Raw genomic sequence first — 11,293 nt, forward strand, 5'->3', positions numbered from 1 at the left:
ATCCGCTCCGGCCCTTCGGCGCTTGCATGATGTGGCGCGCGCCGAAGGGCCGGAGCGGATAGCGGGCGAGTGGTGGCGTCGGCAGCAGGCGATCCCCACGCGCGACTATTACCGCGTGGAGGATGTGCGCGGCCGTCGCTTCTGGATCTTCCGGCACGGTCTTTACAGCGAAACCGAACGCCCGCGCTGGTACGTCCACGGCCTGTTCGCATGACACCCGACCCGCCCCGCTTTGCCGAACTGGTCGCGGCGACGAACTTCTCTTTTCTGGACGGGGCCAGCCACGGCGAAGACATGGTGGGTCAGGCAGTTGCGCTGGAACTGGACGGGTTGGGTATCGCCGATCGCAACACCGTGGCCGGCGTGGTGCGTGCGCACAAGGCGATACGGCAAGCCCGCGAGGGTGCCGCTGCAATCGGCGCGCCTGAACTTCCCTTTCGGCTGGTTGTCGGCGCGCGACTGGTGTTCGCGGATGGAACGCAGGACATCGTCGCATATCCCGCCACCCGTGCCGGCTGGGCGCGGCTGACACGGCTGCTGACCGCCGGAAATCTGCGCGCGCGCAAAGGCGGATGCATCCTCGGCATCGGTGACCTGATGCGCCATCTGGACGATCTGTTGCTGATCGTGCTGCCGCAATCGAGCGCACGCCCGGTCGAGCCGATGCCTGACGTCATGCTGCCCCCGCCCCGCGCCGATCCGGCGCTGGCGCAAACGCTGCGCCTGCTGCGCGACGCCACACCCGGAAGCCTATGGCTGGGCATCACCATGCCGCGCGCCGGCAGCGATCGGCGCCGCCTGATGCGACTGGCGCGATTGGCGGGATCGATGGGAATACCGCTGCTTGCCACCAGCGATGCACTCTACGCGGAACCGGGCGACCGGCCCTTGCACGACGTCCTGACCTGTATCCGCGACGGCATCACCATACAGCATGCCGGCCGCCGCCTCGCCGCCAATGCCGAGCGCCACCTGAAGCCTGCGAGCGAAATGGCACGCCTGTTCGTCGACCAGCCACAAGCACTGACCGAAAGCCTGGCGATCCTGGACCGCATCGACTTCACGCTGGACCAGCTTTCCTACGAATATCCGCACGAACCCGTTCCGGACGGCTGGAGCGCGCAAGGCTGGCTGGAACACATCACCTATCAAGCCGCCCATGCGCGCTTCCCTGACGGCATTCCAGCCAAACTCCATCGCTTGTTAAACGAGGAGTTGCCGCTGATCGCCAAACGGCAGTACGCGCATTATTTCCTGACCGTGCATGACATCGTGCATTTCGCTCGCGAGCAATGCACGCCGCCGATCCTGTGCCAAGGCCGCGGATCAGCCGCCAATTCGGCAGTTTGCTGGCTGCTCGGCGTCACCTCGGTCGACCCGATGAAGCATGATCTGCTCTTTTCGCGGTTTGTATCGAGCAAGCGCGATGAGCCGCCCGATATCGACATCGATTTCGAGCATGAGCGGCGCGAGGAGGTGATGCAGTATATCTATCGTCGCTATGGTCGGCATCGCGCCGCCATCGCCGCCACCGTGATCCATTACCGCCCCAAAAGCGCGGTGCGCGAGGCGGGCAAGGCGCTGGGCCTGACCGAAGACGTGACCCAGCGGCTGACCAGCACCGTCTGGGGCAGCTTCGCCGATCATTTCGAGGAGAGGCGATTCAAGGAAACCGGCTTCGACCTCGACAATCCCGAGATTGTGCGACTGCGCGCCAGCGTGGATGCCTTGCTGCGTTTTCCCCGTCATCTGTCTCAGCATGTCGGCGGCTTCGTGCTGACCCAAGGCCGACTGGACGAGACGGTGCCGATCCACAACGGTGCGATGGACAACCGCACCTTCATCGAATGGGACAAGGACGATATCGACGAACTGAAGATCATGAAGGTCGATATTCTCGCGCTCGGCATGCTGACCTGCATCCGCAAGGCGTTCGACCTCATGGAGCATCATGGTCTCGGGCGCCACGAACTGAACGATATCGCAGTGGATGAAGACCCGCGCGTCTATGCGATGCTGCAAAAGGGCGACAGCATCGGCGTCTTCCAGGTGGAAAGCCGCGCGCAGATCAACATGCTGCCGCGCCTGAGGCCCAAGGAACTTTACGATCTGGTCATCCAGGTGGCGATTGTCCGGCCGGGGCCGATCGAGGGGGACATGGTGCACCCCTATCTTCGCCGGCGTTCGGGCAAGGAGGCGGTGATCTATCCTTCTCCCCACCCCGATCACGGCCCGGCGGATGAACTGGAACAACTACTCGGCAAGACCTTTGGGGTGCCGCTGTTTCAGGAGCAGGCGATGAAGCTCGCGATCGTCGCGGCGAAATTCACACCCGAAGAGGCCAATCTGCTGCGCAAGGCGATGCAGACCTTCAAACGGACCGAAGGTATCCAGAATTTCGAGGCCAAGCTGGTCGAAGGCATGGTCGACCGCGGCTATCCGCGCGACTTTGCCGAACGCTGCTACAAGCAGATCGAGGGTTTCGGCTCCTACGGCTTTCCCGAAAGCCATGCCTTGTCCTTTGCGCGGCTGGTCTATGTTTCGTCCTGGATCAAGTGCTTCCATCCGGCGGTGTTCGCTTGTGCGATCCTCAACTCGCAACCGATGGGCTTTTACGCGCCCGCGCAACTGGTGCGTGATGCGATCCAGCACGGCGTGAAGGTCCAGCCGGTCGATGTGAACGCCAGCGCGTGGGACAATAGGCTGGAAGATTTCGCCTTGCGCCTGGGTTTCCGCCAGATCGACGGGTTTCGCGAAAGCTGGGCGACGCAGATCGTCGCGCATGCCCCTTACGCCGCGATTGAGGATCTTGCCGCGCGTGCCGACCTGCCGCAACGTGCGCTGACCCTGCTGGCAGATGCAGATGCCTATCGCTCGCTAGGCTGCGACCGGCGCCATGGGCTGTGGGAGGCGCGGCGCACGCCACCCAGGCAACTTCCCCTCTTTGCCGCGATGGACGCGCCCGAACTGGCTCCCGAACCTGATGCGAAGCTGCCGTCCATGCCCTTGTCCGAGCAGGTCGCCAACGACTATCGCGCTACCCGCCTGTCCCTCAAAGGGCATCCCATGGCGTTCCTGCGTCCGCTTTTTGCGGCCGAGGGCATACTATCCTGCCGCGATACGGAGGCGATGCGCGACGGCGCCCGCGCCCGGGTGGCCGGCGTGGTCCTGGTCCGCCAGCGCCCCGGCAAGGGCAATGCAATTTTTGTTACGGTTGAGGATGAGACGGGGATCGTCAACGCGCTGATGTGGGCGCGCGACTTCGAGGCGAACCGGCGTGCGGTGATGGCGGCGCGGCTGATGGTGCTGCACGGGGTGATCCAGCGTAGCGAGGAGGGGGTGATCCACCTGATGACGGTGCGGGTCGACGATCGCAGCGACGAGCTTGCCCGCCTGTCCGATGCCCGTGCGGACGGCCTGTTGCGCCCGGTCCATACCCGCAGCCCCGATCCGCGTGCCGGGCATCCCCGCGATGCGCGCCTGCTCCCGAAGTCGCGGGACTTCCATTGACCGCACGAAGCGCCCACATAGGCGCACAAGAAGAACAGGAGTTGCACTTGGCCACCTTGGGAATGTCCGCCGCCGAGAAGGACGCCGTCACCGCGTTCCGCCACGACGTCGTCGAACCGTCGATGACGAAGCTGGTGATCCTCGATTTCTGGGCGGAATGGTGCGGGCCGTGCAAGGCGCTGACCCCGATCCTGGAAAAAGTGGCGGCGGCCTATGCCGACAAGGGCGTGGTGCTGGCCAAGGTCGATACCGACAAGAACCAGTTCATCGCCACGCAATTCCAGATCCGGTCGATCCCCACCGTTTATGCGATGTTCCAGGGCCAGTTGGTCGCCGACCTGACCAGCGCGCGCACCGAAAGCGCATTGCGTACCATGCTGGACCAGTTGCTGCGCCAGTTGCCGATCCAGTCCGAGGCCGGCGAGGCGGAGGCCGAGCTGGAACCGCTGATCGCCATGGCCGAGCAAGTGCTGGGTGAAGGCGACCCCGACCGCGCGCTGACGATCTTCGACCAGCTGGTCGAGATGGCGCCCGAGCATCCCGCCGTCCTGTCGGGTCGCATCCGTGCGCTGATCGGGGCAGGCCGCAACGACGAGGCGGAAGCGGCAATCGCCGCGCTCCCCGAGGAACTGGCCAAGGACGCCGGCATCCAGCGCGCGCAGGCGACGCTGGCACTCGCCCGCTCCGCCCCGCCAGCGGCGGACCATGCCGGGCTGGCGGCCGAGGTGCAGGCCAACCCGGACGATCACGAAAAACGCTTCGCGCTCGCCAATGCGCAGATGGCGGCGGGCGACCGCGACGGCGCGGCGGACAATCTGCTCCACATCGTCGCTGCCGACCGGACGTGGAACGAGGATGCCGCGCGCCAGCAACTCCTGAAGCTGTTCGAGGTGGTGGGAATGACCGACCCCTGGGTTTCACAGCAGCGCCGGCGGTTGTCGGCTATCCTGTTCGGATGACGAGGCTGTCGATCTTCCCGCTGCCGGGGGCGCTGCTGTTTCCCGGCATGCACCTGCCGCTGCATATTTTCGAGCCGCGCTACAGCGCGATGGTCTCTGATGCGATGGCGCGGGACCGACGCATCGGGATGATCCAGCCTTCGGGCGAGGGCGACGTGCCGCCGCTCTACAATCTCGGCTGCGTCGGCAAGATCGCCGAGGTGGAGGCGCTGGACGAGGGGCGCTACAACATCATCCTGGAGGGCGTGGCGCTGTTCCGGATGGTTCGCGAACTGAAGGTCACCACCCCCTTCCGCCAGGTCGAGGCCGAGTTGCTGACGGTCGAGGATGACGAGCAACTGTCGATCGCCCGTCGTTCGTCGCTGGAAATGGAATCGCGCCGCTTCGCCGATCTTCAGGGCTATGCGGTTGACTGGGAAGCGGTCAGCCGGCTGGACGATATGAGCCTGGTCAACGGCATCGCCCAGATCGCCCCCTTCGATTCCGCCGCCAAACAGGCGCTGCTCGAGGCGCCCGATATCGAAACGCGCGCCGAACTCATCATCCAGTTGATGCAATTCTTCGGTCGCCACGACGGCGAAGACCGGGTGACGTTACAATGAGTCTCGATTCATGGCTGCTCGAACGCCTGGTGTGCCCGGCGACGCGGCAACCGCTCCGTTATGACGAAGCCGCGCAGGAACTGGTCAGCGAAGCCGCCGGCCTCGCCTATCCAATCCGCGACGGCATTCCCGTGATGCTGGTGGAAGAAGCGCGAAAGATCTAGGCTGTGATGGCTTTACCTTGATCCGTTCTTGCCGAGTAGAGATCGAGTAGCGCCGCAGGAGCGTATCGAGAGCCCGTATCGAGATACTGTCCCGCGGGGCAACCTGTCTCTCGATACATCGTCCCGACACGCGGCTTTGCCACTACCGGACGAACGGATGGCGGGTTAACCTCATGTCATCTGGCTTTAGACGAGCACGCCCTGCAACAATTTGGGCAGTTCCCCACTTTCGCCGCGTGCTTCAGCCATGAAGCGATCTTTTAGTGGCGGGATGCGGTTCACGGCCGAGATGCCGAAACGCCGCACTGCGCTCGCCGTCTTGCCGGGTACACCGAACAGGCGATTGAGCACGTCGGTGGCGACCGCAACCATCATCGTATCCAGTCCCCGCCACTGCTGATAGCGCGCAAGCAGCGCGGCATCGCCCAGGTCCAGGCCGGTGCGCTTGCCCTCCACCAGCACCTCGACCAGCGCGGCGACATCGCGGAAGCCAAGGTTGAGGCCCTGCCCCGCGATCGGATGGATGCCGTGTGCCGCGTCGCCGACCAACACCAGCCGTTCCGCCGCCACCCGCGCCGCATGATGGAAGCCGAGCGGGTAGCTCGCCCGCGGCGAGGCATGGCTGAGCCTGCCCAGAAACCCGCCCATCTGCTTTTCCGCCTCGGCCAGAAAGGCGCGATCGGACAGTTTCAGCATCGCCGGGCCATCCGCACCCTTGACCGACCAGACGATCGCCGACCGATGGCCGATCTCGTCATCAGGCAATGGCAGCAGTGCGAAGGGGCCGGTCGGATAGAAGATCTCGAACGCGATGTTTTCGTGGGAGCGTTCGTGGTGGAACGCGCCGATGATCGCGGCATGATCGTATTTCCAGCGCGCCACCGTGATCCCGGCAGCCTCGCGCGTCGGCGAATTACGCCCCTCCGCCGCGATCAGCAGCGGCGCGCGGATCATCTCGCCGGTATCCAGCGTCACGATGACGCCAGCGGGGCCGCGCTCCACATTGGTCGCACGCGTCTTCATGCGCAGATCCACGCCATCCGACGCCACCGCCGCCTCATGAATCGCGGTCCGCAGCAGCTTGTTCTCGAACATCGTCCCCAAAGCGCCGTCATCGGCGTCGGGAATGAAATCGAGCGCCCCCGGCTCAAGCCCGTCGCTGACCCGGATGTGCCGGATCGCGCAGCCCTTGCCCGCCAGCCGTGCGCCGATGCCGATCGCGTCCAGCATCCGCCCGCTGGCGCTGGCCACGGCGGACGCGCGGCCATCGAAGCCGGGAGCCAGCGTGATCGCCGGGTCGGCGGGGTCGATGATGATCGCGTTGAGCCCATGCGCGGCAAGTCCGACCCCCAAGGTCGCACCCACCAGGCCGCCGCCCAGGATGATGACGTCGCTGTTCATGCCTCGCTCTACCTCCCGCAGCCCTGCGCTACAACGCCGCTCCCTTGACGCCGCTCCCCCCGCGCGCAATGGTTTTCGCCGTTTCTTCAGGATATCCGGGGTTTTCGACCATGGCGAGCCGCGCGCAGCCCGTATTGTGGCGCGAGACGATGAAGGCGGGCGCGGTGCGCAGTGGCGCGCTGGTCACCGCCATCGCGATCTTCGTCACCACCGCGATCCTTGCGCTGGCACTGGCCAGCTATCACGGCAACGACCCCGCATGGAACACCGCATCGGGGGCGTCGCCCGCCAACCTGGTCGGCCATCCCGGCGCATGGATCGCCGATGTCGCGCTGACCCTGTTCGGCCCGGCAGTGGCGCTGTTGCTGCCGATCGGGCCAATCCTGGGTTTGCGCTTGTGGCGTGACCTGCCGCTGGGCCGCTGGGTGCGCATGTTGCGCAGCGCAACTTTGGGCGTTGCGCTGATGGCGAGCGCGCTGGCCTTCGTGTCCGACGCGTCGGTGATGGCGCTGCCCGCGGGCTGGGGCGGCGTCATCGGTCTGGCCGTTGCCGGATCGGTCGATTGGGCGCTGGCATTTATCGGTGAGCCGGTCGCGGCGTTGTGGATCGCGCGCGGCATCGGGCTGGCGCTGGCTGTCGCCGGTATCCTTGTCTGGGGTCGCAGTCTGGAGATCGACCTGGGCGACCGCCGCTTCCGCTTCCGCCGCCGCCGTGCGCGCGCCGACGCGCTGGCCGGTGAAGACGCCTGGCTGGGCGACGAGGAGGACGATGAGGAGCCGCTGACGCTGGCGCGCCGGGCCTTGCCGCAACGTGCGCCTGCGGATGCCGATCCACGTCCTGCGCCGGTCATCGCCGACCGCCAGATCGCACCCGCCCCCGCCAAGGCCAAGGCGCAGACTCCGTCGGAACCCCGCGACAGCTACGTCCTGCCCGATCTCGACCTGCTGGTGGAGGCACCGCCATCGTCCGCCGGTCCGGTCGACAAGGCCGCGCTGGAGCGCAACGCCCGCCTGCTCGAAAACGTGCTGGACGACTTCAAGGTACAGGGCGCGATCACCGAGGTGCGCCCCGGCCCCGTCGTCACCATGTACGAGCTGGAGCCTGCGCCCGGCATCAAGGCCAGCCGCGTCATCGCGTTGGCGGACGACATTGCGCGCAACATGTCCGCGATTTCCGCGCGTGTCGCGGTGATCCCGGGCCGCAACGTCATCGGCATCGAACTGCCCAACGCCAAGCGTGAATCGGTCAGCCTGCAGGAACTGGTCGGATCACAGTCGTTCGAGGATCAAGCGGCGCAACTGCCTATCATTCTGGGCAAGAACATCGCGGGCGATCCTGTCGTCGCCGACCTCGCGCCCATGCCGCATCTGCTGGTCGCGGGCACCACCGGGTCGGGCAAATCGGTCGGCTTGAACTGCATGATCCTGTCGCTGCTCTACCGGCTGACCCCGGACCAGTGCCGGATGATCATGATCGATCCGAAGATGCTGGAACTCAGCATGTATGACGACATTCCCCACCTGCTCTCCCCCGTCGTCACCGACCCCGCCAAGGCGGTGCGCGCGCTGAAATGGGCGGTGGAGACGATGGAGGACCGCTATCGCCAGATGTCGTCGGTCGGCGTGCGCAGCCTGGCCAGCTTCAACGACAAGGTGCGCGCCGCGCGCGCCAAGGGTCAGCCGCTCGGTCGCAAGGTGCAGACCGGTTACGGCGAGAACGGCCAGCCGCTCTACGAGGAGGAGCAGCTCGACTATCAGGTGCTGCCGCAGATCGTCGTCATCGTCGACGAGCTGGCCGACCTGATGATGACCGCAGGCAAGGAGGTCGAGTTCCTGATCCAGCGCCTGGCGCAAAAGGCGCGTGCGGCGGGTATCCACCTGATCATGGCGACGCAGCGCCCCTCGGTCGACGTCATCACCGGCGTCATCAAGGCGAACCTGCCGACGCGCATCTCCTTCCATGTCACCTCCAAGATCGATTCGCGCACCATTCTGGGCGAGCAGGGCGCCGAGCAGCTGCTGGGTCGCGGCGACATGCTCTACATGCCGGGCGGCAAGGGCATCGTCCGCGTCCACGGCCCCTTCGTCTCGGACGACGAGGTGCATGCGGTTGCCGATCACTGGCGCTCGCAAGGGTCGCCCGACTACATCTCGTCGGTTACCGAGGAACCGGCGGAGAGCTTCGCACTGGACGGCGCGCCGACCGGTGAGGACTCGGCGGAGGACCAGCAATATCGCGCCGCGATCCAGCTCGTCTGCGAAAGCCAGAAGGCATCGACCTCCTGGCTCCAGCGCCAGCTCCGCGTCGGCTACAACTCGGCCGCCCGCCTGATCGAGCGGATGGAGACCGACGGCGTCGTCAGCCGCCCCGACCATGTGGGGCGGCGCGAGGTGCTGCGCGATACCGAAGGGCATCCGATCTGATCGGCTGAACACTCGCGGTTTCACGCATGCGACTTTTCGCACCCTTGATCGTTATCACTCTGACAAAAGAGTGACGGGGGTTCTTTTCAATGCGAAGTTCGTTGGGCGGCGCGGCGCTGGCGCTGCTCGGTGTCGTGGCATGTGCGGGTGGCGGGCAGGCGCAGCAGGTCGATGTCGGCGCCTCCCCGCCCCCACCCGAATCCGCACAGCAACCGCCGGAGCCCAGCACCGCCGACACACGGCGCCAGCCCAATACCGGCGCGGGCCGCGCGACGCGGCAGCGCGACACCTCTCCCTCCGCGCTGATCGGCGACACGCAGAGCGCACCACCACCGGGCCTCATCGGCGACTGGCAGGAGATTCGCACCCGTCTCGGCCGTCGCGGCATCGGCCTGACCGCGCGCTACGCATCGGAAAGCGGCTACAACTTCGCCGGCGGCACGCGGAAGCTGTTCCGCGAAACGGGCCAGTTCGACATCGGCACGTTGCTCGACCTCGAAAAGATCGTCGGGGTGAAGGGCGGTGCCCTCCAGGCGACGGTGACATGGCGGCGTGGCTTCGATCTCACCCGGGATGCAGGGCTTGGCACGCTGCAGCAGGTGCAGGAGGTGTATGGCCGCGGCCAGACGGTGCGCGTGACGCAGCTCTGGTACGAACAGAAGATCGGTTCTGCCGTGGAGATCAAGCTGGGCCGCACCAATCCCGGCGAGGATTTCGCCGTCTTCTCCTGCCACTTCATGAATCTCAGTTTCTGCGGGGCGCAGCCGGGCAGCCTGAACGGCGATTATTGGCAGAACTGGCCGGTCGGCCAATGGGGCGCGCGCATTCGCATCGACATGGCGAACGGCTTCTACGCCCAGACCGCCGCTTACGAGATCAACCCGCGCAATCTTCGCAACGACTTTTTCATCGCGCATTTCAAGGGTGCCACGGGCGTGCTGCTGCCCCTGGAGGGCGGCTGGTCGCGCGGTGGCGACGAAGGCAAGGTCGGTTCGTACAAGATCGGCGGCTGGCTCGCGACCGAGAATGGCGACGATGTGTTCCTGGACATCAACCGCCGCCCGATCGTCATCACCGGCATGGATCCGCTGCGCCGCGACAGCCGCTACGGCGTGTATTTCACGATGCAGCAGCAACTGACCGGCGAGTCGAAGGACGGCAAGGCGATGAACGGCCTGTCGATGTTCGCCAACGTCACCCAGGCGGATCGCAGGACCAGCGTCACCGACAATCAGATCTCGCTCGGGCTGTTCTACAAGGGGCTGGTGCCGCACGTACCGGGCGACGTGCTTGGCTTCGGCGTGGCACGGACCAACGTCAACGGCCGCGTCGCGGCGGGACAGCGGCTCGATCCCACCCGCCCGGCGGTGCAGGGCGCCGAATATGCGGCAGAGATCTATTACAGCATCCATCCCGCCGACTGGCTCGAGATGCGGCCCAACCTGCAATATATTCATCATCCCGGCGGCGTCGCGTCTGCCGACGATGTCGGCGTATTGGGCATGAAGGCGGCGATCACGCTGTAACCTTCGGAACCGATGAAATTCAGTGCGGGTTCAACGCCGCCATGGCAGGCGTGGACGCTTGAAGGAGATGTGCATGATCGTTTCGCGTTTCATTCTGGCCCCCGTGGCGGCCGCGGTGGCGTTCGCGCCCACCGCATTGCCGGCGCAGGCGACCGGCGACCTGGCCGCGGTGCAGCGGCATCTCCAATCGGTGACGACGATGACCGCCGACTTCAGCCAGACGGACCGCGCCGGCAAGGTGCTGACCGGTACGCTGACGCTGAAGAAGCCGGGCAAGATCCGCTTCCAATATGAAAAGGGCGTACCCCTGCTGATCGTCGCGGAGGGTGGCGCACTGACCTTCATCGACTATTCGGTGCGGCAGGTGCAGCGCTGGCCGATCCGCAACTCGCCGCTGGGCGTGTTGCTCGATCCCAATCGCGACATCACGCGCTACGCAAAGATCGTTCCCAGCACCGACCAGCGTCTGGTCTCCGTCGAGGCGAACGACCCGAAGCATCCCGAATATGGCCGCATCACGCTGGTCTTCGCGCGCGATTCGGCGGCGCCGGCCGGATTGATGCTGCAAGGTTGGGTGGCGCTCGACAGCCAGAACAACCGCACCACGATTCGTCTGTCCAATCAGCGCTTCGGCATGCCGGTGAGCGACAGTACGTTCCGATGGAACGACCCGCGGAGAGGCGGCCGGCAAAACTGAACTGAAACCAA

Annotated in this window: 8 protein-coding genes and 1 pseudogene; 8 read left to right on the forward strand and 1 reads right to left on the reverse strand. The window is 65.7% G+C overall.

All coding sequences use genetic code 11. The features are described from left to right. The 5 genes and pseudogenes from Q0U08_RS01680 to Q0U08_RS01700 all read left to right on the forward strand — a co-directional run. A pseudogene (locus Q0U08_RS01680) lies at positions 1 to 214 on the forward strand (DNA polymerase Y family protein); the annotation flags it as partial. After that, entirely contained in the window at positions 211 to 3,510 is a 3,300-nt protein-coding gene (locus tag Q0U08_RS01685; protein ID WP_298089354.1) for an error-prone DNA polymerase, read from the forward strand. The pseudogene Q0U08_RS01680 and the gene Q0U08_RS01685, both read left to right, overlap by 4 nt. Positions 3,511 to 3,572: 62 nt before the next feature. Continuing rightward, entirely contained in the window at positions 3,573 to 4,469 is an 897-nt protein-coding gene (locus Q0U08_RS01690) for a tetratricopeptide repeat protein (protein ID WP_298089402.1), read from the forward strand. Beyond that, positions 4,466 to 5,071: an LON peptidase substrate-binding domain-containing protein gene (locus Q0U08_RS01695; protein WP_298089356.1), complete on the forward strand. Its 606-nt coding sequence runs from the start codon at positions 4,466 to 4,468 to the stop codon at positions 5,069 to 5,071. The genes Q0U08_RS01690 and Q0U08_RS01695 overlap by 4 nt, the downstream gene beginning before the upstream one ends. Further along, positions 5,068 to 5,235 carry a Trm112 family protein gene (locus Q0U08_RS01700; RefSeq protein WP_298089358.1) on the forward strand — a complete coding sequence of 56 codons (168 nt, stop codon included), beginning with the start codon at positions 5,068 to 5,070 and terminating at the stop codon, positions 5,233 to 5,235. The genes Q0U08_RS01695 and Q0U08_RS01700 overlap by 4 nt, the downstream gene beginning before the upstream one ends. A 186-nt stretch (positions 5,236 to 5,421) precedes the next feature. Here Q0U08_RS01700 and Q0U08_RS01705 read toward each other — a convergent pair whose 3' ends face one another. Further along, positions 5,422 to 6,636, reverse strand: coding sequence for a UbiH/UbiF/VisC/COQ6 family ubiquinone biosynthesis hydroxylase (locus tag Q0U08_RS01705; protein WP_298089360.1), 1,215 nt, complete (start codon positions 6,634 to 6,636; stop codon positions 5,422 to 5,424). Between the two features lie 110 nt (positions 6,637 to 6,746). Here Q0U08_RS01705 and Q0U08_RS01710 point away from each other — a divergent pair, with 110 nt between their 5' ends. The 3 genes from Q0U08_RS01710 to Q0U08_RS01720 all read left to right on the forward strand — a co-directional run bounded on the left by Q0U08_RS01710 (position 6,747) and on the right by Q0U08_RS01720 (position 11,282). Then, positions 6,747 to 9,059: a DNA translocase FtsK gene (locus Q0U08_RS01710; RefSeq protein WP_298089362.1), complete on the forward strand. Its 2,313-nt coding sequence runs from the start codon at positions 6,747 to 6,749 to the stop codon at positions 9,057 to 9,059. 89 nt (positions 9,060 to 9,148) lie between these two features. Further along, complete coding sequence (locus Q0U08_RS01715; RefSeq protein ID WP_298089363.1) at positions 9,149 to 10,585, forward strand: carbohydrate porin; 1,437 nt, start codon at positions 9,149 to 9,151, stop codon at positions 10,583 to 10,585. A 73-nt stretch (positions 10,586 to 10,658) separates the two neighbouring features. Next, positions 10,659 to 11,282, forward strand: coding sequence for an outer membrane lipoprotein carrier protein LolA (locus Q0U08_RS01720; RefSeq protein WP_298089365.1), 624 nt, complete (start codon positions 10,659 to 10,661; stop codon positions 11,280 to 11,282). The last annotated feature ends 11 nt before the right edge of the window (positions 11,283 to 11,293 follow it).

The sequence above is a fragment of the uncultured Sphingomonas sp. genome, assembly GCF_946477935.1.
Classification (GTDB): domain Bacteria; phylum Pseudomonadota; class Alphaproteobacteria; order Sphingomonadales; family Sphingomonadaceae; genus Sphingomonas.

What these genes read in the sequence shown, in the direction of transcription:
- Q0U08_RS01705 (WP_298089360.1), bottom strand. Translation starts at nt 6,636, where the DNA reads ATGAACAGCGACGTCATCATCCTGGGCGGCGGCCTGGTGGGTGCGACC.
- Q0U08_RS01710 (WP_298089362.1), top strand. Translation starts at nt 6,747, where the DNA reads ATGGCGAGCCGCGCGCAGCCCGTATTGTGGCGCGAGACGATGAAGGCG.
- Q0U08_RS01685 (WP_298089354.1), top strand. Translation starts at nt 211, where the DNA reads ATGACACCCGACCCGCCCCGCTTTGCCGAACTGGTCGCGGCGACGAAC.
- Q0U08_RS01690 (WP_298089402.1), top strand. Translation starts at nt 3,573, where the DNA reads ATGTCCGCCGCCGAGAAGGACGCCGTCACCGCGTTCCGCCACGACGTC.
- Q0U08_RS01700 (WP_298089358.1), top strand. Translation starts at nt 5,068, where the DNA reads ATGAGTCTCGATTCATGGCTGCTCGAACGCCTGGTGTGCCCGGCGACG.
- Q0U08_RS01715 (WP_298089363.1), top strand. Translation starts at nt 9,149, where the DNA reads ATGCGAAGTTCGTTGGGCGGCGCGGCGCTGGCGCTGCTCGGTGTCGTG.
- Q0U08_RS01720 (WP_298089365.1), top strand. Translation starts at nt 10,659, where the DNA reads ATGATCGTTTCGCGTTTCATTCTGGCCCCCGTGGCGGCCGCGGTGGCG.
- Q0U08_RS01695 (WP_298089356.1), top strand. Translation starts at nt 4,466, where the DNA reads ATGACGAGGCTGTCGATCTTCCCGCTGCCGGGGGCGCTGCTGTTTCCC.